The sequence below is a fragment of the Pseudomonas sp. NPDC087612 genome (genome assembly GCF_044743505.1).
Classification (GTDB): Bacteria; Pseudomonadota; Gammaproteobacteria; order Pseudomonadales; family Pseudomonadaceae; genus Aquipseudomonas.
In genome coordinates, this window is the sequence record NZ_JBIUWO010000003.1 from 490,982 (window position 1) to 512,691 (window position 21,710).

23 protein-coding genes are annotated in these 21,710 nt (G+C 62.5%); 7 read left to right on the forward strand and 16 right to left on the reverse strand.

The genetic code is table 11. The annotated features are described in order from the left end of the window. The first annotated feature begins 44 nt into the window (after positions 1 to 44). Positions 45 to 701: an HAD family phosphatase gene (locus ACIOVF_RS08485; RefSeq protein ID WP_258608847.1), complete on the forward strand. Its 657-nt coding sequence runs from the start codon at positions 45 to 47 to the stop codon at positions 699 to 701. A 46-nt stretch (positions 702 to 747) separates the two neighbouring features. Here ACIOVF_RS08485 and ACIOVF_RS08490 read toward each other — a convergent pair whose 3' ends face one another. Together ACIOVF_RS08490 and ilvA are read right to left on the reverse strand one after the other, a co-directional pair. Further along, a complete protein-coding gene (locus ACIOVF_RS08490; RefSeq protein WP_195885434.1) occupies positions 748 to 1,176 on the reverse strand; it encodes a DUF2269 family protein in 429 nt (142 codons plus the stop codon). Positions 1,177 to 1,217: 41 nt separating this feature from the next. Further along, positions 1,218 to 2,732 (reverse strand): threonine ammonia-lyase, biosynthetic, encoded by a 1,515-nt coding sequence (gene ilvA, locus ACIOVF_RS08495; protein WP_401288777.1) that lies wholly within the window; start codon positions 2,730 to 2,732, stop codon positions 1,218 to 1,220. 136 nt (positions 2,733 to 2,868) lie between these two features. Between ilvA and rpiA the strand changes: the two genes are divergently transcribed. Further along, a complete protein-coding gene (gene rpiA, locus ACIOVF_RS08500; protein WP_010222132.1) occupies positions 2,869 to 3,540 on the forward strand; it encodes a ribose-5-phosphate isomerase RpiA in 672 nt (223 codons plus the stop codon). Positions 3,541 to 3,628: 88 nt separating this feature from the next. On the opposite strand, the gene ACIOVF_RS08505 is transcribed toward rpiA, so the two are convergent. The 4 genes from ACIOVF_RS08505 to ACIOVF_RS08520 form a co-directional block, all read right to left on the reverse strand. Further along, positions 3,629 to 4,540 carry an SdiA-regulated domain-containing protein gene (locus ACIOVF_RS08505; protein ID WP_195885432.1) on the reverse strand — a complete coding sequence of 304 codons (912 nt, stop codon included), beginning with the start codon at positions 4,538 to 4,540 and terminating at the stop codon, positions 3,629 to 3,631. A gap of 86 nt (positions 4,541 to 4,626) precedes the next feature. Then, the gene (locus tag ACIOVF_RS08510; protein ID WP_213602750.1) at positions 4,627 to 5,559 is read right to left on the reverse strand and encodes an SdiA-regulated domain-containing protein; all 933 of its coding nucleotides are present in this window, start codon (positions 5,557 to 5,559) and stop codon (positions 4,627 to 4,629) included. A 151-nt stretch (positions 5,560 to 5,710) separates the two neighbouring features. Then, on the reverse strand, positions 5,711 to 6,376 hold the full coding sequence (locus ACIOVF_RS08515; protein WP_045201812.1) for a fumarylacetoacetate hydrolase family protein: 666 nt from the start codon (positions 6,374 to 6,376) through the stop codon (positions 5,711 to 5,713). Between the two features lie 41 nt (positions 6,377 to 6,417). After that, on the reverse strand, positions 6,418 to 7,815 hold the full coding sequence (locus ACIOVF_RS08520; protein WP_045201810.1) for an FAD-binding oxidoreductase: 1,398 nt from the start codon (positions 7,813 to 7,815) through the stop codon (positions 6,418 to 6,420). Positions 7,816 to 7,987: 172 nt separating this feature from the next. Here ACIOVF_RS08520 and serA point away from each other — a divergent pair, with 172 nt between their 5' ends. Further along, positions 7,988 to 9,217: a phosphoglycerate dehydrogenase gene (serA, locus tag ACIOVF_RS08525; protein WP_045201808.1), complete on the forward strand. Its 1,230-nt coding sequence runs from the start codon at positions 7,988 to 7,990 to the stop codon at positions 9,215 to 9,217. Positions 9,218 to 9,273: 56 nt separating this feature from the next. Here serA and ACIOVF_RS08530 read toward each other — a convergent pair whose 3' ends face one another. Next, positions 9,274 to 9,750, reverse strand: a complete 477-nt coding sequence (locus ACIOVF_RS08530) for a DUF4399 domain-containing protein (protein ID WP_045201806.1) — start codon at positions 9,748 to 9,750, stop codon at positions 9,274 to 9,276. A gap of 225 nt (positions 9,751 to 9,975) precedes the next feature. Between ACIOVF_RS08530 and ACIOVF_RS08535 the strand changes: the two genes are divergently transcribed. Further along, positions 9,976 to 10,743, forward strand: a complete 768-nt coding sequence (locus ACIOVF_RS08535) for a transporter substrate-binding domain-containing protein (RefSeq protein WP_045201800.1) — start codon at positions 9,976 to 9,978, stop codon at positions 10,741 to 10,743. 67 nt (positions 10,744 to 10,810) lie between these two features. On the opposite strand, the gene ACIOVF_RS08540 is transcribed toward ACIOVF_RS08535, so the two are convergent. Then, on the reverse strand, positions 10,811 to 11,293 hold the full coding sequence (locus ACIOVF_RS08540; protein WP_195885429.1) for a DUF523 domain-containing protein: 483 nt from the start codon (positions 11,291 to 11,293) through the stop codon (positions 10,811 to 10,813). A gap of 1 nt (position 11,294) precedes the next feature. After that, positions 11,295 to 11,927: a 2OG-Fe(II) oxygenase gene (locus ACIOVF_RS08545; RefSeq protein ID WP_258608833.1), complete on the reverse strand. Its 633-nt coding sequence runs from the start codon at positions 11,925 to 11,927 to the stop codon at positions 11,295 to 11,297. Positions 11,928 to 12,041: 114 nt separating this feature from the next. On the opposite strand from ACIOVF_RS08545, the gene ACIOVF_RS08550 reads away from it, so the two are divergent. Further along, positions 12,042 to 12,791: a DUF2059 domain-containing protein gene (locus ACIOVF_RS08550; RefSeq protein WP_038997712.1), complete on the forward strand. Its 750-nt coding sequence runs from the start codon at positions 12,042 to 12,044 to the stop codon at positions 12,789 to 12,791. On the opposite strand, the gene ACIOVF_RS08555 is transcribed toward ACIOVF_RS08550, so the two are convergent. Further along, the gene (locus ACIOVF_RS08555) at positions 12,792 to 13,733 is read right to left on the reverse strand and encodes an alpha/beta hydrolase (protein ID WP_195885428.1); all 942 of its coding nucleotides are present in this window, start codon (positions 13,731 to 13,733) and stop codon (positions 12,792 to 12,794) included. It lies immediately after the preceding gene. A gap of 98 nt (positions 13,734 to 13,831) precedes the next feature. Between ACIOVF_RS08555 and ACIOVF_RS08560 the strand changes: the two genes are divergently transcribed. Continuing rightward, on the forward strand, positions 13,832 to 14,401 hold the full coding sequence (locus ACIOVF_RS08560; RefSeq protein ID WP_401288785.1) for a DUF6436 domain-containing protein: 570 nt from the start codon (positions 13,832 to 13,834) through the stop codon (positions 14,399 to 14,401). Here the strand turns inward: ACIOVF_RS08560 and ACIOVF_RS08565 are convergent. Further along, positions 14,398 to 14,946 (reverse strand): sugar O-acetyltransferase, encoded by a 549-nt coding sequence (locus tag ACIOVF_RS08565; RefSeq protein ID WP_045201787.1) that lies wholly within the window; start codon positions 14,944 to 14,946, stop codon positions 14,398 to 14,400. The genes ACIOVF_RS08560 and ACIOVF_RS08565 overlap by 4 nt on opposite strands. An 84-nt stretch (positions 14,947 to 15,030) precedes the next feature. On the opposite strand from ACIOVF_RS08565, the gene ACIOVF_RS08570 reads away from it, so the two are divergent. Further along, positions 15,031 to 17,400: a penicillin acylase family protein gene (locus ACIOVF_RS08570; RefSeq protein WP_195885427.1), complete on the forward strand. Its 2,370-nt coding sequence runs from the start codon at positions 15,031 to 15,033 to the stop codon at positions 17,398 to 17,400. Between the two features lie 113 nt (positions 17,401 to 17,513). Here the strand turns inward: ACIOVF_RS08570 and ACIOVF_RS08575 are convergent, their stop codons facing one another. From ACIOVF_RS08575 to ACIOVF_RS08595, 5 genes are all read right to left on the reverse strand, one after another. Beyond that, the gene (locus tag ACIOVF_RS08575; RefSeq protein WP_045201781.1) at positions 17,514 to 18,392 is read right to left on the reverse strand and encodes a transporter substrate-binding domain-containing protein; all 879 of its coding nucleotides are present in this window, start codon (positions 18,390 to 18,392) and stop codon (positions 17,514 to 17,516) included. Then, positions 18,389 to 19,162: an amino acid ABC transporter ATP-binding protein gene (locus ACIOVF_RS08580; protein WP_045201779.1), complete on the reverse strand. Its 774-nt coding sequence runs from the start codon at positions 19,160 to 19,162 to the stop codon at positions 18,389 to 18,391. The genes ACIOVF_RS08575 and ACIOVF_RS08580 overlap by 4 nt, the downstream gene beginning before the upstream one ends. Next, a complete protein-coding gene (locus ACIOVF_RS08585) occupies positions 19,159 to 19,818 on the reverse strand; it encodes an amino acid ABC transporter permease (protein WP_045201778.1) in 660 nt (219 codons plus the stop codon). The genes ACIOVF_RS08580 and ACIOVF_RS08585 overlap by 4 nt, the downstream gene beginning before the upstream one ends. Beyond that, a complete protein-coding gene (locus ACIOVF_RS08590) occupies positions 19,799 to 20,464 on the reverse strand; it encodes an amino acid ABC transporter permease (protein WP_038997719.1) in 666 nt (221 codons plus the stop codon). The genes ACIOVF_RS08585 and ACIOVF_RS08590 overlap by 20 nt, the downstream gene beginning before the upstream one ends. A gap of 455 nt (positions 20,465 to 20,919) precedes the next feature. Next, a complete protein-coding gene (locus ACIOVF_RS08595) occupies positions 20,920 to 21,705 on the reverse strand; it encodes a MetQ/NlpA family ABC transporter substrate-binding protein (RefSeq protein ID WP_045201774.1) in 786 nt (261 codons plus the stop codon). Positions 21,706 to 21,710 lie beyond the last annotated feature (5 nt).

Genomic DNA, 21,710 nt, shown 5'->3' on the forward strand with positions numbered 1-21,710 from the left:
TCCGTATTCTGTGGGACTTTTCAGATGTTATGCGAGTGACTTAAATGCGCCTGGCTTTATTCGATCTGGACAACACGCTCCTTGGTGGCGACAGCGACCACGCCTGGGGTGACTACCTGTGCGAACGCGGCATTCTCGACCCGGTCGAGTACCAGAACCGCAACGACGCCTTCTATCAGGACTATCTGGCCGGCAAGCTGGACCTGAACGCCTACCTGAACTTCAGCCTGGAAATCCTCGCGACCACGGAAATGGCGCAACTCGACGAATGGCATCGCGACTTCATGCGCGACTGCGTCGAGCCGATCATCCTGCCCAAGGCCCTGGCCCTGCTGAAAAAGCACCAGGATGCCGGCGACAAACTGGTGATCATCACCGCCACCAACCGTTTCATCACCGGCCCGATCGCCAAGCGCCTGGGCGTACAGACCCTGCTGGCGACCGAATGCGAAATGGTCGACGGCCGTTTCAGCGGGCGCAGTACCGATATACCCTGCTTCCGTGAAGGCAAAGTGACGCGTCTGAACCGTTGGTTGCTGGAAAACGGCTACAGCCTGGACGACAGCTACTTCTACAGCGACTCGATGAACGACCTGCCGCTGCTGGAGAAGGTGGCCAACCCGGTCGCCGTCGATCCGGACCCGAACCTGCGCGCCGAAGCTGAAAAGCGCGGTTGGCCGGTGATCAGCCTGCGCGATTGATCGCCGCTATGGGAGCGACTGCCCGCTCCCACCGAAGCCCGCATGATCAGACCGGCTTGGCACCCATCAGCCCGGCGATGGCGATAAAACAGACACCGCTGAACACCGCCAGCGCCAGGGTGAACTTCGGGTTGCCCACGGCCGGCGCCGTGCGCAGGCGGTTGACCCGCGCCAGCAGCCAGAACCAGCTGAACGCCCCGAAGGTGTAGATCACGCTGGACCCCAGCACCCAAGTCTGGCCCAGCGGCCAGCCAATCAGGTGCACCAGCCACCAGCCGGTGAACGGCATGCTTACCAGACAGATGCCCATCAACAGCCAGACAAACACCAGCGGCCGGGCCATCAGCCGGGTGTGGGCACTGGCATCGCCCTTGCGGCGCGCAATAAAGGTCCAGATCGCCAGCCCCAGGGCGCTGCCCAGCAGCAACACGGTGGCCAGGATGTGGGCGGTTTTCAGGGTAGTCAGCAGTTCCATTTCTTATTTCTTCCTCAGGCGTTGCCCAACAGCGTAGACGCTCAGCCCAGGAACAGCCGGTACGCCGGGTTATCGGTTTCGTCCCAGTACGGGTAGCCAATCTTGGCCAGCGCCGCCGGCACCAGGTGGCGCTCATCATCCGGTACCTGCAGGCCGGCGACCACGCGACCATCGGCCGCGCCATGGTTGCGGTAGTGGAACATCGAGATGTTCCAGCGCCCGCCCAGCTTGTTGAGGAAGTTGAACAGCGCCCCCGGACGCTCCGGGAACTCGAAACGCAGCACCAGCTCGTCGCTGACCCGCGCCGCATGGCCGCCGACCATGTGGCGGATATGCAGCTTGGCCAGCTCGTTGTCGGTCAGGTCGAGCACCGGGAAGCCTTGCTCGGTCAGGCTCTGGATCAGCGCGCTACGCGGGTCGGTATCCGGATGGGTCTGCACGCCAACGAAGATGTGCGCTTCGCCGTCGGCATGGTAGCGGTAGTTGAATTCGGTGATCTGGCGCTTGCCCACCGCCTCGCAGAAGGCCTTGAAGCTGCCCGGCTGCTCGGGGATGGTCACGGCGATGATGGCTTCGCGGCCCTCGCCCAGCTCGGCGCGCTCGGCAACATGGCGCAAGCGGTCGAAGTTGACGTTGGCGCCGGAGTCGATGGCCACCAGGGTCTGGCCGGCCACGCCATTGAGTTCGACATACTTCTTGATCCCGGCAACACCCAGAGCCCCGGCAGGTTCGGTGATCGAGCGGGTATCGTCGTAGATATCCTTGATGGCTGCGCAGATCTCGTCGGTACTGACGGTAATCACCGCGTCGACGTAGTCCTTGCAGATGTCAAAGGTGTGCTGGCCGATCTGCGCCACCGCCACGCCATCGGCAAACAGCCCGACCTGCGGCAATACCACGCGTTCACCCGCAGCCATGGCGGCCTGCAGGCAGTTGGAGTCGTCCGGCTCGACGCCGATCACTTTGATGTCCGGGCGCAGGTACTTCACGTAGGCGGCGATGCCGGCAATCAGGCCGCCACCACCAACCGGGACGAAGATCGCGTCCAGTTGCCCCGGGTGCTGACGAAGGATTTCCATGGCCACGGTGCCCTGCCCGGCAATGGTGTGCGGATCGTCATAGGGGTGGATGTAGACATAGCCCTTCTCGTCCACCAGCTTCAGCGAATAAGCCAGCGCTTCCGGGAACGAGTCACCGTGCAGCACCACCTTGCCGCCGCGCGAACGCACGCCTTCGATCTTGATCTCGGGGGTGGTCTTGGGCATCACGATGGTAGCCTTGATCCCCAACTCACGGGCCGCCAGGGCCACGCCCTGGGCATGGTTGCCAGCCGATGCGGTGACTACGCCACGGGCCAGTTCCTCAGCACTGAGCTGGGCCAGCTTGTTATAGGCACCGCGAATCTTGAACGAGAACACCGGCTGCAAGTCTTCACGCTTGAGCAGGATGTTGTTGCCCAGACGCTTGCTCAGCTGGCCGGCGGTCTGCAACGGAGTTTCGACGGCGACGTCGTAAACGCGCGAGGTGAGGATCTTCTTGACGTACTGTTCGAGCATCTGGAAAGCATCACTGAGCGGTTGGGCGGGGTTTGCGAGTCTACCCCAGCGCCCTGTCGGGCGACCACAGCAAGGCAGCGGTTTTAGCCGCTATACTACGCGCCTTCACGATACTCCTCCCCGCTTCGGAGCCCGCATGACCCAGGACCAACTCAAACAGGCTGTCGCCCAGGCCGCTGTCGATTTCATTCTGCCCAAGCTCGACGACAAGAGCATCGTCGGCGTCGGCACCGGCTCGACCGCCAACTGCTTCATTGACGCCCTGGCCAAGCACAAGACCGCCTTCGACGGCGCGGTCGCCAGCTCCGAAGCGACCGCGGCACGCCTGAAGGGTCATGGCATTCCGGTGTACGAGCTGAACACTGTCAGCGACCTGGAGTTCTACGTCGACGGCGCCGACGAAAGTGACGAGCACTTGAACCTGATCAAAGGTGGTGGCGCGGCCCTGACCCGCGAGAAAATCGTTGCCGCCGTGGCCAAGACCTTCATCTGCATCGCCGACGCCAGCAAGCTGGTACCGGTGCTGGGCGCCTTCCCGCTGCCGGTCGAAGTCATCCCCATGGCCCGCAGCCATGTGGCCCGCCAGCTGGTCAAGCTCGGTGGCGACCCGGTGTACCGCGAGGGTGTGCTGACCGATAACGGCAACATCATTCTCGATGTGCACAACCTGCAGATCACCAACCCGGTCGAGCTGGAAAGCCAGATCAACGCGATTGTCGGCGTGGTCACCAACGGCCTGTTCGCGGCGCGCCCGGCGGATCTGCTGTTGCTGGGGACTTCGGAAGGGGTCAAGAGCCTCAAGGCCTGATCTGATTGAGGGCGGCGTTGCAGCCTATCGCTGGCAAGCCAGCTCCCACAGGTTCTGCTGGTGGGAGCTGGCTTGCCAGCGATGAAGCTTACTCGGTCGGCTTCTTGAACACGTAAAACAGGTTCGGCTCGCTGACCAGGTAAATGGTCCCGGCATCGTCCATGGCGATGCCTTCGGCCTGCGGCACACTCTTGTTCAAGCCCTGAAAACCCTTGCGCAGCGACAAGGTGCTCAACGGCTTGCCCTGCACATCCAGCTCCAGCACCAGTTGCGACTCATCCGACAGCGCCAGCAAGTGGCCGCTGCGCTCATCGAACTGCAAGCTCGACAGATCACGCACAAACAACCGCGAATCACGCTTTTGGTCCTGCACCACATGCACCGCATACGGCTGCTCGGGGTTGTCGTGGGGGAAGCCATGCACCTCGTAGATCAGCATCGGGTCGCGCTCCTTGGCGACGAACAGACGCTTGCCGGCCGAGTCGTAGGCCAGGCCCTCAAAGCCTTTGTTGCCATTGAGGCCAATGCCCAGGGTCAGCTGTTCGGCATCCTTGGCGTCGAGAAACGGCGTGTTGTCGGTCAGGCGCACGCGAATCAGGCGCTGCTCGCGCTCATCGGTAATCACGTAGCTGTTGGCGCCGACGTACTCCACCGCCTCCGGATCACCAAAGCCGGTCAACGGCACGCGCCTCAGGATACGCCCGTCCAGCGACAGCTCGATCAGCTCGGAACGCTTGTTGGTCACGGTGAACAGGCTGTTGCGGTCAGGGTCGAAGGTCAGCGCCGAGATATCGTCGTCCAGGCCTTCGATGGGTTGCGCCTCAAGCACCACCTGGTATTGATCCAGGCCGATGCTCTGCTCGAACGGCTGCCACCAGGTCTTGAGGTTGAACCAGCCGCGCTCGAACAAACGGTATTGCTGCCCGGCAACGGCGACCAGGAGCAAGGCGAGCAGGCTCGCAACCAGGAAAATCAGCGGCAGGCGGATGTAGCGACGCATTCAGGTGGACTCTTTGGGTGACAGCCTGAATCTTCCCACACTCAACTGAAGCGAAACTTAAATCCTGACGTAGGAAAAGTCTGAAATCACGGCTTTTTGAAACGATAGAACAAGTCCGGCTCACTGACGATGTACAGCGTGCCGTGTTCGTCCATCGCCACGCCTTCGGCGCGCGGAATTCGCTTCTTCAGGCCGTTGAAGCCGCCCAGCAGGGTCATGAAGCTGACCTGCTCGCCCTTCTCGTCCAGCTCCAGGAGCATGTTGGAGTCAGCCGACAGCACCAGCAGATGCCCGGTGCGCGGGTCGACACCCAGCGCCGAGAGGTTGCGCAGGTCCAGTTCGTCGCTTGGCAGCGGCTGCTTGTCGCCGGTCAGCGGGCTGTGGCCGTCGCTTTTCCAGGTGAACAATGCCGGCGGCCGCTCTTCGCCGAGGATGATGCGCTGCTGCAGAGGGTCCCAGGCCACGGCTTCGAAGGCCTTGTTCTGGTTTGCCGAGGGGCCGAGGTCGTATTGGGGGAAATCGGCGATATTCAGCGACTTGGTGTCGGCAGCAAGGGTGACGATGGTCATCTTGTGATCGCGCTCGTCGACGATCGCCAGGCGCCCGCCTTCAAGCACGGCCACGCCCTCGGGGTTGCTCCAGCCCACCAGGGGCATCTTGCGCAGCACGTCGCCATCAAGGGTCAGTTCGACCAGAAAGGGATTCTTGCCCATGACCGCGAACAGAGTTTTGCTCACCGGGTTGTAGGACAGGTCGGAAGCTTCATCGTCCTCCATGCCCGGCAAGACCTTGGCATCGATATCGACCTGGTAGTCCGGCAACCAGATGCTCGCCTGTTGCTCGCTCTGACTTTCGAAACGCTCCTGCAACCAGAGCAGGCCACGGTCATCCCAATGCATGGCGATCGCCACGCCATAGCCGATGATCGCCGCGGCCACCAGCCAGGTGGACCAGCGCAGGGCCAGGCCACGCTTGCGCGCAGGCGGCAGGGAATTGCTCGAAGGAAGAGGAGTGGCCATGGATTTGTGCTCTTTTTGCCAGTTGATAACACCGTACCGGCACATTTCGCAGAGCCAGGTCCGCAAGCATTATCCGGATCGATTGTGAAAAAAATGGCAAAAGCCGACGGGCAGTATGGCAGCCAGTATTTCTGGCTGCCACGTCGGTGGTTCAGAGCACCTGGCTTTCGAAACGGCTGACGCCTGGCAGTTCGAGCACCAGTTGGTCGCCGGGGTTGAGCGGGCCGACGCCAACCGGGGTACCGGTGAGGATCACGTCGCCGGCCAGCAGCGAGAATTGTGTGGCCATGTGCTGGATCATCGGCACGATCGGGTTAAGCATCAGCGCGCTGTTGCCGTCCTGGCGCACCTCACCGTTGAGGGTCAAGCGGATGCCGATGTCGGTCAGGTCCTCAAAGGCACCGACCGGCACGAACGGCGGCAGTACGCAGGCGCCATCGAAGCACTTGGAGCGCTCCCACGGCAGGCCCTTCTCTTTGAGTTGCGCCTGCAGGTCGCGCAGGGTCAGGTCCAGGGCCGGGGCAAAGCCGGAGATGGCGTCGAGCACTTCTTCTTCTGTGGGGCTGGTAGACAGCGACTTGCCGAGCAATACGGCAATTTCCGTCTCGTAGTGCACCGAGCCACGCTCGGTCGGGATCTTGAAGCCGCTGTCGAGCGGCACCACGCAACTACCCGGCTTGATGAACAGCAGCGGCTCACTCGGGATCGGGTTATCCAGCTCTTTGGCGTGCTCTGCATAGTTGCGCCCGATGCACACCACCTTGCCCAGCGGAAAGTGAATACGCGTGCCGTCTACATACTGGTGCTGATAGCTCATTACCGACTCCTGGCGCTATTGGATGCTCTTGTGCCTGTGGCTTACTCGACCGCGAAGATCTTGCCCGGGTTCATGATCCCGTTAGGATCGAACGCCGCCTTCACTGCTTTCATGTATTCGATTTCGACCGGCGAACGGCTGTAGGTCAAGTAGTCGCGCTTGGTCATGCCTACGCCATGCTCGGCAGAGATCGAGCCGTTGTACTTCTCGACAGTCTCGAACACCCACTTGTTGACCGTCGCGCACTTGGCAAAGAACTCGTCCTTGCTCAGGTTGTCGGGCTTGAGGATGTTCAGGTGCAGGTTGCCGTCGCCGATGTGGCCGTACCAGACCACTTCGAAGTCCGGGTAGTTATCGGCGACGATCGCGTCGATATCCTTGAGAAACGCCGGTACTTTGGACACGGTCACGGAAATGTCGTTCTTATACGGGGTCCAGTGCGAGATGGTCTCGGAGATGTACTCGCGCAACTTCCACAGGTTCTGCAGTTGCTGCTCGCTCTGGCTCATGACGCCGTCGAGCACCCAGCCCTGCTCGACGCAGTGCTCGAAAGTGGCCAGGGCATCATTGGCCACCTCTTCGTTGCTGGCTTCGAACTCCAGCAAGACATAGAACGGGCAGTCGGTTTCGAACGGTGCCGGCACGTCGCCACGGCCCATGATCTTGGCCAGGGCCTTGTCGGAGAAGAACTCGAAGGCTGTCAGGTCGAGCTTGGCGCGAAACGCGTGCAGCACCGGCATGATCGAGTCGAAATCCGGGGTACCGAGGACCATCGCCGTGAGGTTGTTCGGCGCCCGATCCAGGCGCATGGTCGCCTCGACCACAAAGCCCAGGGTGCCCTCGGCGCCGATGAACAGCTGGCGCAGGTCGTAGCCGGTGGCGTTCTTGATCAGGTCCTTGTTCAGCTCGAGCAGGTCGCCCTTGCCGGTGACGACCTTGAGGCCGGCCACCCAGTTGCGGGTCATGCCGTAGCGAATAACCTTGATCCCGCCGGCATTGGTGCCGATATTGCCGCCAATCTGGCTGGAACCTGCCGAGGCAAAGTCCACTGGGTAGTAGAGGCCCTTGTCTTCGGCAAAATCCTGTAGCTGCTGGGTAACCACCCCCGGCTGACAGACCACCGAGCGGTCGAACTCGTTGAAATCGAGAATCTGGTTCATGTAGTCGAACGCCACGACCACCTCGCCATTGGCCGCCACCGCTGCAGCTGATAGCCCGGTGCGACCGCCCGACGGCACCAGGGCGACCTTGTGCCGGTTGGCCCAGCGCACGATGGCCTGGACCTGGTCGATGCTCTTGGGGAAGACGATGGCCGAGGGCGCGGGGGCGAAGTGCTTGGTCCAGTCCTTGCCGTAAGCCTCAAGGGAGGCCGCATCGGTCAGCACCTTGCCGGGCTCTACCAGGGTCATCAGCTCATCAATCAGCGCAGAATCGGTCATCGATAGAACTCTCGAACTATTCATAGTCACCCTGAGCACTCTTCACGTCCCAGGGATGGGCGTATCGGGGGGGACTCATGCTAGCATACGCCCCCCGCCGATCGTGCTTCAGGCCGATGCTGCGAGAGCTTCACTTCCCTGCCATTTTTCTCCGGGACACAGGTTTACGCAGATGAGCAAGACTTCTCTCGATAAGAGCAAGATCAAGTTCCTTCTTCTCGAAGGCGTCCACCAATCCGCCGTGGACGTCCTCAAGGCCGCCGGGTATACCAGCATCGAGTACCTCACCGGTTCTCTGCCCGACGCTGAGTTGAAAGAAAAGATCGCTGATGCCCACTTCATCGGCATCCGCTCGCGCACTCAACTGACCGAAGAGGTTTTCGACTGCGCCAAGAAACTGGTCGCTGTCGGCTGTTTCTGCATCGGTACCAACCAGGTTGACCTGAACGCCGCTCGTGAGCGCGGTATCGCCGTGTTCAACGCGCCGTACTCCAACACCCGCTCGGTGGCCGAGCTGGTGCTGGCCGAAGCGATCCTGCTGCTGCGCGGCATCCCCGAGAAAAACGCTTCCTGCCACCGTGGCGGCTGGATCAAGAGCGCGGCCAACTCCTTCGAGATCCGCGGCAAGAAGCTGGGCATCGTCGGCTACGGCTCGATCGGCACGCAACTGTCGGTCCTGGCCGAGAGCCTGGGCATGCAGGTGTTCTTCTTCGACCCGCTGACCAAGCTGCCACTGGGCAACGCGACCCAGGTCACCAGCCTCAACGAACTGCTGGGCCTGGCCGACATCGTCTCGCTGCACGTGCCTGAGCTGCCATCCACCCAGTGGATGATCGGCGAGAAAGAAATCCGCGCGATGAAGAAGGGCTCGATCCTGATCAACGCCGCCCGCGGTACCGTGGTCGAACTGGATCACCTGGCTGCGGCGATCAAGGACAAGCACCTGATTGGCGCCGCCATCGACGTGTTCCCGGTCGAGCCGCGCTCCAACGATGAGCAATTCGAAAGCCCGCTGCGTGGCCTGGACAACGTGATCCTGACCCCGCACATCGGCGGTTCCACCGCTGAAGCCCAGGCCAACATTGGTCTGGAAGTGGCCGAAAAGCTGGTCAAGTACAGCGACAACGGTACTTCCGTGTCGTCGGTCAACTTCCCTGAAGTGGCCCTGCCGGCGCACCCGGGCAAACACCGCCTGCTGCACATCCACGAAAACATCCCGGGTGTACTCAGCGAAATCAACAAAGTGTTCGCCGAAAACGGGATCAACATCTCCGGTCAGTTCCTGCAGACCAACGAGAAAGTCGGTTACGTGGTTATCGACGTTGACGCCGAGTACTCGGACCTGGCGCAAGAAAAACTGCAACAGATCAAGGGCACTATCCGTTCCCGCGTTCTGTTCTAAGTTTTCCGTGCGACAAAAAAGGGAGGCCGTGATGGCCTCCCTTTTTTATGCCCGCCTTACTTGACGGTAACGGTGATCTTCTTCGACTCGACGCTTGGCTTGAACGGCACGTGGAACTTGTCGCCCAGCACCAGTTGCAGGGTGTGCTTGCCCGGGGTCAGGGTCAGTTTTACTTCAGTCTGTGCCTTGCCGAAGTGCAGCACTTGCGGGCCCGCCGCCAGCGGCGCGTTGTTTTCCGGCAGCAGGCTGGTTGGCAGTACCTGGTCGGCTGCAGGTTCTTGATCGACGTCCACCAGCAAGTGGTGGTGGCCGCTATGCGGGGTCTGATCACCCGCCGGCTTGAGCTCCATGCCCTCGATGCCGAATTTGACGGTGAAGGTCTGGTCGACCGTGGCGCCATCGGCCGGGGAAACGATGAAGACCTTGGCGGCTTTTGGCGGCTCCTGGCTTTTCAGGCCATCGGCGGCAGCGGCAAAGGCCGAGACCCCCATCAGCAATCCGGCGACGGCTGCACGCGAAAATAGGCTTTTCATTCACTTCTCCTGTGTTTTACTTCAATAACCCTTGCCACTGAACGAACGGCAACGGTGGATTACCATAGTCCAAATGCGTCAAAACATGTTTAACAACGGTGACAGAAAAATTTCGCCGCCCGTTAAACATCCTCCACCTGACGTGGTCTTAAGTTGTGTTCGACCGTGACAACACCAGAAAGTCGCGGCGACTCGATTTCACTGCCAAGCATTCAAGGGGCTTAAATGCGTTTTGCCATTGGGGTACTACTTGCCACCCTGCTCAGCCCATGGGCACAGGCCGAGCTGATCGACGACGTCAACGACCGCGGTGAACTGCGCATTGCCGTAGAAGCCAACATGGCGCCGTTCAATTTCAAGGAAAACGACAAGCTGAGCGGCTTCGAAGTCGAGCTTGGACAGTTGCTGGCCAACGAACTGGATGTGCGCGCCGAGTTTGTCGTGGTTGAAGCCAAAGACCTGCTGCAAGGCGTTGAAAGCGGCAGCTACGACATCGCCATCAACCACATCGCCGCTACCCCTGAGCTTAAGGAGCGCCTGGATTTCAGCGAGCCCTACGCGTATTCCAGTGCCCAACTGATCGTGCGCAAGGAAGAAAAGCGCCCGCTGGGTTCCCTCCAGGCCCTCAAGGGCCATAGCCTGGGCGTGGTCCAGGGCAGCCAGTTCGCCGAGCAGGCGCGGGTGGTCGAAGGCGTGGACCTGCGCAGCTACGCGGATGCCATGCAGCCGATCAAAGACGTGGCCAGCGACCAGATCGATGCCGCCATCAGCGACCGTTTGCTGGTGCCCTATGCCATCCGCGACAGCCAGCAAGCGGTGAGCAAGGGGGCCACCGTTGGCCCGATCCTGACCCTGGCGATTCCGTTTCAGAAGGGAAACCCGGCGTTCCAGAGCGCTGTGGACAACGCCCTGCAGCGAATCAAGGCCGATGGCCGCTTGAGCGAGCTGTCGCAGAAGTGGTTCGGGATGGATGCGAGCAAGCCGCCGAAGTAACAAAAGCTTCGCGGGGCAAGCCCGCTCCCACCGGGCCCGGTAGGAGCGGGCTTGCCCCGCGATGGTGTTAAAGCTGTTTCAAGGCTTGCTCTGCCGCCTCAAGCTCCAGCTCACTGAACACCTGCACCCCTTCCCGGCGCAGTAACGCCACAGTCACCCCTTCGCCGGTGACTTTGGTGCCACTGAAGGTACCGTCATAAGTCAGCAGATTGCCACACGAAGGACTGCCTGACTTGAGCACCGCGATACGGATGCCATGCCGCCGCACCAGCTCCAGCGCCCGCTGCGCACCGGCCAGAAATTGCACACTGACATCCTCGCCCGTGACGGTCAGTACCTGCGTGTCACCTTCGAGCACCGCTGCGCCCTGGCCACCGGGGATCTCCGCCGGTGGCCGTGGCGTTGGCAAGCCGCCGGCCACTTCAGGGCACAAAGGCACGATGCGCCCCTGGTTTTGCCATTGCTGGAGCAATTCCGGATGGCCGCTGGCGCGTCCGTCATAGCGCACCGGCTGGCCGAGCAGGCAGGCACTGACCAGGACCTTGTGCATCTCAGAACGGCTCGTTGCCGCGGCGGCGGAACCAGCCGGTCAAGGACAGGCGGTCGCGGTGGGCCGGCAGCACTTCGTGGGGGACTTCGCCGGAAAGGAATATCACCAGGCAACCGCCGATCGGTGGCACGTCGTGCTCGACCTCACCCTTGAGGGTCATGCGTAGCTGGCCGCCATGTTCGGGCTGCCAGCCTTCATTGAGGTAGATCACCGCCGAAACCATGCGCCGGTCGTCGTCGCGAAAGCGGTCAAGATGTTTGCGATAAAAGGCACCCGGCGGATACAGGGCGAAGTGGCACTCGAAGTCCTCAAGACCGAGGAACAGCCCGCGATTGAGGGCCAGGCGCAGGCTGTCCATCAGCGCCAGGTAGTGGTCGCAAGGCTCGGCCTGGCCGGGCTCCAGCCACTGGATGCGGTCGCCGCGGATGCCCTCGCGGACCTCCTGGGCAACGCCCCGACCCACGGCTGCCGGTTCCAGCTCGCCCTCGGCGGCGCGTTTGCGGCACTCGGCCGCCAGCGCCAGGGTCAGAGGCTCTGGAAGAAAGGTATCTTGCTGCGACCAGCCACGGGTGGCCAGGTCGTCGACGATGCGCAACAGCAGGGGGTCATCAGGGGATATGTGCATGTCGCGCATAGTATCGATCTGCTGCGAAATCCGACAGCGCCACTTGGCCGAGAGTATGCAATGGCTTCTCGACAAAGCCCCGCCATGGCAAGGACAATAGCGCCCTGCCGACAGGAGTCCTGAATGCGCCGTTTGTTTTTACTGCTGATGATGATCTGCACCACGCCTGTCTGGGCAGACAGCCTCGACCAACTCTACAAGGTCGCCGGCTGGCCCGAGCAGCGCGCCCACTTTACCGATGCCCTCGATGCCGCCCAGCAGCGCTATCGCAACAGCCTGCCGCCTGCGGTTTACCAGGCGCTGGTCAATAACAGCAATCAGCGCTTCCAGGCCCAGGCCGTGGATAAACGCGCCGAGGCCCAATTGCGCGCCAATCTCAGCGATCCAGCGCCGGCCCTGGCGTTCTTCCAGTCGCCGCTGGGGCGCAAGATCGTCGCCGCCGAACTGCTCGCCACCCGTCGCGACCAGTTGGCCAAGAATGCCAAGGGCCTGCCCAAGGTCCAGGCCAGCGACAACCGCCTGCTGATCATCGGCCACCTGGCCCAGGCCCTGCCGGCCCGTGAAGCCGGTGCCGAAGTGAGCCTGGCGATTGCCGGGGTCGCCGCCGACAGCCTCAGCCAGATGATCCCCGGCCTGCTTGGTGGCGGTCAGGCCCAGGGCCTGCTCGACGGCCAGCGCCAGCGTCTGATGGAGCAGATCGGCAGCGAGCTGAACAACACCCTGCTGTACGTCTATCGCGACTTGTCCGATGCCGAGCTTGAAGAGTTCGCCACCTTTGCCGAGTCTGATGAAGGCAAGGCGTACTACAAGGCGGCCCTGGCGGCGATCCGCGCCGGCCTTGCGGTGGGCCAGGAAACCTCGCAGCTGAAGTGATCAGCCCAGGCGCTGGTCGATGAACTCGAAATAGCGCGCGCGAATCGCCGGCAGCTCGTTGGCCAGGTGATGCCGCGCTTCGGGGATCATCAGGATCCGCGGCGCGGCGAACTTCTCCCCCAGCACCTTGAGGTTGTACGGCCAATCGACGGTCATGTCGCATTCGCCCTGGATGATCAGCGGCTGGCGCGGGCTGAGCGGCGCCGCCTCGATACGCTTGACCCAATCGAGCAGCGCCCCGACCCAGGCCGTCGGCAGGCGCCTTGGCTGCAGCGGGTCGGCCAGCAGGAACGGCAAGAAGGTCGGGTCGTTGCTGTTCTCGCTGAAGCGCCGCTCGATACCGTTGACGAACGGCTTGAGTACCCGGTAGCTGAACTTCGACCAGCGCCAGGCCCGTGGCCGTACCAGCGGCGCCAGCAGGATCACCTCACCCTGGGCCGGGCTCTGGGCGCCGTGATGCAGCAGATGGTCGACGACGATGGCGCCACCGGTGCTCTGCCCGAACAGGTGCCAGGGCTGCGGCAACTCAAGGCTGCGGGCCTGCTCGAACAACGCATGCAGCACCTGCTGGTAGGCGCTGAAATCATCGATGCTGGCCCGCTCGCCGCTGGACAGCCCGTGCCCCGGCAGGTCGCAGGAAATCACCGCATAGTGCTGGTCCAGCGCCCAGTCGATGACATGCCGGTACAGGCCCATGTGATCATAAAAGCCATGCAGCAGAATCAGCGTTGCCACTGGCGCTGCCGGCAGCCACACCTGGCCGACCACCTCGAAACCTGCGGCGTCGAAGCGCCCGAGCCAGCTCTGCGGGGCCTCTTCGCGGGCGGGCAGATCCAGCCCGTAGAAGCGCTGATAGGCCTGGCCCTGCGTCGACAGCGGCTGCCGCGCCGCCAGGGAGGTCAGGCTGGCACGTAGGGAGTCGGGCTGAAATGACGCGGGCATAAAAGAATTCCAGACGCAAAAGCGGGTTATTGACCTGTGATATTCATCTGTCGCCGCCGGCATGGCAAGCTAGGCGACTTTTTTCGGATATTGCCGACATGCCCCGCTCGCCCCTGCGTACCCTGCCTGGCCTGTTGCTCGCCGCCCTCTGCGGCGCCGGCCTGTGGTGGGCCTACGACAGTTTTCAGAGCCGCTACCTGCGCACCTTCGACAATCAGACCGCGCTGTTCTCCGGCGACCGCCTGCAACTGCCGGCGGGCATTGCCGGCCCCGGCCCGATCCGCCTGGTGCACTTCTGGGACCCGGCCTGCCCGTGCAACGTCGGCAACCAGCAGCACCTGGGCGAGCTGATCGAGCACTTCGCCCCCCAAGGCGTGGAGTTCTACGTGGTGCAAAAACCCGGCACCCGCGGCCAACTGCCTGCCACCCTCAGTGCGCTCAAACCGCTGGGCGAGCTGCCCGGCGCCGAACACCTGCCGGCCACCCCCGGCGTGGCGATCTGGGACCGCAACGGCCAACTGGCCTACTTCGGCCCCTACAGCGAAGGCGCCACCTGCAACTCCAGCAACAGCTTCATCGAGCCGATCCTGCTCGCCCTGAGCCAGGGCCGCGCCGTCAGCGCCACGCACACCATGGCGGTGGGCTGCTACTGCCCCTGGCAGCCCTAGCGCACCCGCGCAGGGTTGCCCACCACGGTGGCACCCGCCGGCACATCGCGGGTGACCACGCTGCCGGCGCCGATCACCGCGTTGTCGCCCACCGTCACCCCCGGCAGGATGATCGCGCCGCCGCCGATCCAAACGTTGTTGCCGATCTTCACCGGCCGCCCGCTTTCCAGGCCGCTGCGGCGTAGCGCCGGGTCCAGCGGGTGGTCGGCGGTGTAGATCTGCACCGCCGGGCCGATCTGGCAGTCATCGCCGATACTTACCGGGGTGACGTCGAGGATCACGCAGTTGAAGTTCATGAACACATTGGCGCCGACACTGATGTTGTAGCCGTAGTCGCAATAGAACGGTGGGCGAATCACCGCGCCGTCACCGACCTTGCCGAAATGCTCGACCAGCAAACCATGGCGCTGCTCATTGAGCAGCTCGGCGCTGTTGTTGTAGCGCTGCATCCAGTGCTTGTTGGCGATCTGTTCGGCCTGCAGCTGCGGGCAGCTGGCGTGATAGAGCTGGCCGCTGAGCATCTTCTGCTTTTCACTGAGACTCATCTTCCCTCCTTTGGGGCTATCCTCTGTCCGACTTTACCTCGATGATCGGACCACACGATCCGCTAAAAAGCACAAGGAGTCACGATGAAGCGCAGCCTGACCTTCCTCGCCGTGGTCATCGCCGCGGCCGCCGGCGGCGGTTACTGGTACGTGCACGGCAAGCTGCCGCAACGCCAGGGCGAGGTTACCCTGAGCAGCCTGCAGGCACCGGTCAATGTGCGCTACGACGCCCGCGGCGTGCCACATATCCAGGCGCAGAACGAGGCCGACCTGTACCGTGCCCTGGGCTATGTGCATGCCCAGGATCGCCTGTTCCAGATGGAGATCATCCGCCGACTGGCCCGTGGCGAGCTGGCCGAGATCCTTGGCAGCAAACTGGTCGCTACCGACACCCTGTTCCGCAGCCTGCGCATTCGCGAGCAGGCCGAGCTTTACGTCGAACGCCAGGACAAAACCTCGCCCGCCTGGCTGGCCCTGCAGGCCTACCTTGAGGGCGTCAACGCCTGGCAGGACAGCCATCCCAAGCCGATGGAGTTCGACGTGCTGGGCATCTCGCCACGGCCCTTTACCGCCCAGGACACCATCAGCATCGCCGGCTACATGGCCTACAGCTTTGCCGCAGCGTTCCGCACCGAGCCTGCGCTGACCTATATCCGTGACCAGCTGGGCGCCGACTACCTGAAAATCTTCGACCTCGACTGGAACCCGCAAGGCGCCCTGGCCAGCACGCCAGCCCTGGCCGCCAGCGACTGGCAAAGCCTGCAGCAGCTTGCGCAGCTCAGCCAGCAAGCCCTGGGCGATGCCGGCATTCCCCAGTACGAAGGCAGCAATGCCTGGGCCATTGCCGGCAGCCGCACGCGCAGCGGCAAGCCGCTGCTGGCCGGCGACCCGCATATCAGTTTCGCCGTGCCATCGGTGTGGTACGAGGCGGAACTGAGCGCGCCCGGCTTCAACCTCTATGGCTATCACCAGGCGCTCAATCCCTTCGCATCGCTCGGGCACAATCGCGACTTCGGCTGGAGCCTGACCATGTTCCAGAACGATGACGTCGACCTGATCGCCGAACAGGTCAACCCCGACAACCCCGAGCAGGTCAAGATCAACGGCCAGTGGCAAACCCTGAGCCAGACCCATGAACAGATCGCAGTGAAGAACGAGGCGCCGGTGGACATCACCCTGCGCCGCTCGCCCCACGGGCCGATCGTCAACACGGTGCTGGGCGACATGGCGGGCCCGACGCCGATTGCCGTGTGGTGGGCGTTCCTGGAGACCGAGAACCCGATCCTCGATGGCTTCTACCAGGTCAACCGTGCCGACACCCTCGACAAGATGCGCGCCGCGGCGGCGAAGATCCAGGCACCCGGGCTCAACCTGATCTGGGCCAACGCCCGTGGCGATATCGGCTGGTGGGCGGCGGCGCAGTTGCCGATTCGCCCTGCCGGAGTCAACCCGGGCTTCATTCTCGATGGCAGTACGGCGCAGGCCGACAAGCTCGGTTTTTATCCTTTCAGCGCCAACCCGCAGGCGCAGAACCCGGCCAGCGGCTACATCGTCTCGGCCAACTTCCAGCCGCCAGCGAACATACCGGTGCCGGGCTATTACAACCTGGCCGACCGTGGCCAGCGCCTGAACCAGCACCTGGCCGACCCGCAGATCAAGTGGGACCAGCAAAACAGCCAGGCGCTGCAACTGGACACCGCCACCGATTACGGCCCGCGCACCCTGGCGCCGCTACTAGCAGTGCTGCGCGAAGTGGCCGAGGGCGATCAGGAGAAGGAACTGGTCGAGCAACTGGCGGCGTGGAATGGTGACTATCCGGTGGACTCGGTCAGTGCCACGCTGTTCAACCAGTTCCTCTACGAACTGGCCTACACGGCGCTGCACGACGAGCTGGGCGACACCTGGTTCCAGACCCTGATCAGCACCCGCGCCATCGACGCCGCGCTGCCGCGCCTGGCGGCCGACGCCAGTTCACCCTGGTGGGGCAAACAGGGCAGCAGCGAGCAAGGCGATCGCACCGCAGCGGTGAGGCAGGCCTGGGGCAACACCCTGGCGCACCTGCGCGAGACCTTCGGCAACGACCCGGCCGGCTGGCAATGGGGCAAGGCACATACCCTGACCCACAACCATCCGCTGGGGCTGCAGAAGCCGCTCAACCTGTTGTTCAACGTTGGCCCGTTTGCCGCGCCGGGCAGCCATGAAGTGCCCAACAACCTGTCGGCGAAAATCGGCCCGGCGCCATGGCCGGTGACCTATGGGCCATCGACCCGGCGCCTGATCGACTTTGCCGATGCCGGCCAGGCACTGACCATCAACCCGGTCGGGCAAAGCGGGGTGTTGTTTGACCGCCACTATGGCGACCAGGCCAAGGACTATATCGAGGGCCGCTACCACAAGGCCCAGATGGGGGTGATTCCGGCGCAAAGCACCTTGAAGCTCGTGCCCCGGAATTAGCAAGGCTGCGCCTTGCATCGCTGGCAACGCCAGCTCCCACAGGTCCGATGGACACAAGTTCATTGTGGGAGCCGGCCTTGCCGGCGATGGGCTGCGCCAGCAGCCCCAAAGGGTCAGCCCTGCCAGTTACCGCCTTCGACAATCACGCTCTCAGGCTTGGTGTCATCGCTCAGTTCCTTGCGCACATACTGGTCATACAGCTTGAGCAGGTACTTCTGCTCGCCCAGGCGCGCCAGTTCGGCGTTGACCCAGTCGCGCAGCTCGATATTGCCCTTCTTCACCGCCGGTGCAATCGGCGCTTCCTCACCGAGTTTTTCTTCCAGCACGCGGTAGCCCGGGTTCTGTTTCGACCAGCTGAACAGGATCAGGTTGTCCTGGGCATAGGCATCACCACGACCACTGGCCAGGGCCTGCAGCGACTCGGTGTTCTTCTCGAACTTGAGCAGCTTCCAGTCCGGATGGTTCTTGGTCAGCCAGATATCAGCGGTGGTGCCGGTGGTGACGATGGTGGTCTTGTCGGCCAGGTCATCGAGTTTTTTCACGCTGCTGCCTTCCGGCACCAGGGCCTGCACGGCAACCCGCAGGTTGGGGTTGGTGAACTCCACCGCTTCCTTGCGCTCCGGGGTCACGGTCATGTTGGCCAGGATCAGGTCGACCTTGTCGCTTTGCAGGAACGGAATACGGCTGGCAGGCTCGACCGCCACGAACTCGACCTTGTTCTCGTCGCCGAGCAGGTCCTTGGCAAACTGGCGGCCGATGTCGGTATCAAAACCGACATAGCGCCCGGCCTCATCGACAAAGCCGAATGGCGGCTTGTCGGTGAAGACGCCGACGATCAGCTTGTCGCGGGCCTTGATGGTTTCTAGGTAGCTGGTGGCTGGGGCGGCGCCAGCGGCGGCCGGCTTGCCCGGTTCTTCAGCCTTGTTGCAGCCGGCCAGCAAGGCCAGGCCGAGTAGGGACAACAGCAGTTTCGACGTCTTGGCAGTTTTCATGACAATTCCTTTGCGGGTGTTTTGGGCAGGCTTTCAACAAAGGAGAATTTCTCCAGGAACTGCTGCGCGCGTGCGCTCTGCGGGTTCGTAAAGAAGCTCTCTGGGTCGCGCTGTTCAAGGATCCTGCCGGCCTCCATGAACACGATGCGGTCGGCCACCGCGCGGGCGAAGGCCATTTCATGGGTGACGATGAGCAGGGTCATGCCGTCGCGCGCCAGGCCCTGGATTACCTGCAGCACTTCCTTGACCATTTCCGGGTCGAGCGCCGCGGTGACTTCATCGAACAGCATCACTTGCGGGTTCATGCACAGCGAGCGGACGATGGCGATGCGTTGCTGCTGGCCCCCGGAAAGCTGGCGCGGGAAGGCGTCGCGCTTGTCCAGCAGGCCAACCCGGGCCAGCAGGGCTTCGGCCTGGGCCTGGGCCTCGCGGCGCTCGCGCTTTTGCACCTTGAGCGGGCCGAGCAGCAGGTTGTCGATCACGCTCATGTGGCCGAACAGGTGATAACTCTGGAACACCATGCCGACCTGCTGGCGCACTTGGCGCCAGTCGGTGCCAGGCGTCAGCAGCTCTTCACCGGCCAGGCGCAGGCTGCCGCTGTGGGCGCTTTCCAAGCCATTGAGGCAACGCAGCAAAGTGCTCTTGCCGCAGCCGCTGGGGCCGAGGATCACCACCACTTCACCGCTGCGCACCTGCAGGTCGACGTGGTCGAGCACCTGCTGCTCGCCGAAGAATTTATTGAAGCCCTTGAACTCGATCAGTGCGCTCATGCGTGTGTCCAGCGACGCTCCAGCGCACGCGAGGCGGCTGACAGCGGGTAGCAAATGAAGAAGAAGAACAGGAACAGCGCGCCGTAGATCAGCACCGACTCGTAGGTGCGTTCGATGATCTGCTGGCCGACCTTGATCACATCGACCACGCCGATCAGCACGGCCAGCGAGCTGGTCTTGATGATCCGCGTGTAGATGTTGATGGTCGGCGGGGTCATGCGCTTGAGCGCCTGGGGCAGCAGCACGTAGCCGTACAACTGCACACCGGACAGGCCGATCGACAGCCCCGCTTCACGCTGCCCGCGCGGCAACGACTGCAGCGCACCGCGCACCACCTCGCCGACTTCGCTGGCGCCCCACAACGACAGCACCAGCACCGCACACCAGAAGCTTGGGATGCTCACGGCAAAGAAAATCGGCAGGCCGAAGAACAGCAGGTACAACCAGACCAGCACCGGAATCGCCCGAAACAGCTCCAGGTAGATGCGCAGCAGCAGGTTCACACTGCGTTTGCCCAAGGTCGCCAGCACGCCGTAGAGCACGCCGCCGAGGGTGGCAAAGAGGATGCTCAGCGCCGAAATCGCCAGGGTTTGCGCAGCGCCCTTGCCCAGTTGCGGCAAAGACACCAGCAACAACTCAAGACCCGAACTGGCCATGTTGCAGCCTCCGTTCCAGGCGGCTGAGCAGCAGCGACAAAGGCAGGAACAGCAGCACGCAAATCAGCGTCAGCACCGCGAGCATCTCGTAAGTCTTGTAATACAGGGCGATGTAGCTCTTGGTGGTGTAGAGGATCTCTGGCACCGCCACCGCCGACACCACGGTGGTTTCCTTGAGCAAAAAGATGAAATTGGCGAACAGCGCCGGCAAGCTGAGGATGCCTGCCTGGGGCAGGATCACATGGCGCAGCAGCTGGCCTTCCGACAGGCCGATCGAGCGCCCGGACTCCAGTTGCGCCACCGGCACCGCCTCGACGCCGGCGCGCAGCACCTCGGTCAGGTAGGCGCCGCCGAGGAAGGTCATGGTGATGATCGCCGCAGCGAAGCCGGAAATCTTCAGGCCCAGCTCCGGCAAGGCGAAATAAACGAAGAACAGCTGGATCAGCAGCGGCGTGTTGCGCGCCAGCTCCACGTAGAGTTTGACCAGGCGCTGCAGGTACGGCGTGCGGTAAACCAGAATCGCGGCGTTGACCAGCGCCACCAGCAGCGAAGTACCGATGGCGATCAGGCCGACTTGCAGTGTGACGCCCACCGCCTTGAGAAAGGCTGGCAATGTGCTAAGGATAAAGGCGAAGTCGAAGCTCATGGAGTGAGCCTCGGCAGACGATGACGATGCGACATGGACAGGATCTCGGACCGGCCCGAGGGTAAACGGGCGGCTCTACACAGGGGTTGTCAGTGCGGGTGAGCACAATAGGTAGACTCTAAAGGTATAAAAATATTTCTTTAAATACCTTTATTGCATATTGATATCACCCAAACAGCTAACCTGCGAAATCCTTGGCGGTGACGGGATCTTTCTGCTGAAAATGCCATCCAAGCGCTGTCGACCCATCACACCAACAAGGAAGACAAAGGATGAATAGCGCCCCCACTCTCGATGCAAAAGAACTGATCAAGTGGCTGACGGCATTGCGCCGGGCGGTCAATGCGGGGAATTGAAAGCACTGTGGGAGCAAGGTTGACCCGCGATGCGATTTGACTGGTAGATCGCATCGCGGGGCAAGCCCGCTCCCACAGGATGTGTGTGTGTGTAGCCTCTTAGAACGCCGGCAGTACCGCGCCGCTGTATTTCTTCTCGATGAAGGTCTTCACTTCAGGGCTGGTCAGGGCCTTGGCCAGCTTCTGGATGGCGTCGCTGTTCTTGTTGTCCGGACGGGCCACCAGGAAGTTCACGTACGGCGAGTCGGCGCCTTCGATCACCAGGGCGTCCTTGGCCGGGTTCAGGCCGGCTTCCAGGGCGTAGTTGGTGTTGATCATGTCCAGGTCGACCTGATCGAGCACACGCGGCAGCATGGCCGATTCAAGCTCGCGGAACTTCAGCTTCTTCGGGTTCTCGGCGATGTCTTTCGGGGTCGCCAGGGCGTTCTTCGGATCCTTCAGGGTGATCAGGCCAGCCTTCTGCAACAGCAGCAGGGCACGACCGCTGTTGCTGCCTTCGTTAGGAATGGCAACGGTAGCGCCTTCCTTCAGTTCGCTCAGGCTCTTGACCTTCTTCGAGTAGCCGCCGAAGGGTTCGACGTGCACGCCGATCACGGTTTCCAGGTGGGTGCCTTTGCCTTCGTTGAAGTTCTTCAGGTACGGCAGGGTCTGGAAGTAGTTGGCGTCCAGGCGCTTCTGGTCGACCTGCACGTTAGGCTGCACATAGTCGGTGAATACCTTGATCTCCAGGTCCACACCTTCCTTGGCCAGGGTCGGCTTGATCAGCTCGAGGATTTCCGCGTGCGGTACCGGGGTAGCGGCAACTACCAGCTTCTCGCCCGCCTGGGCAAAACCTGCAACCGACAGAGCGGCCGCCAGAGCAGTCAACAACAGAGCCTTTTTCATGCGCA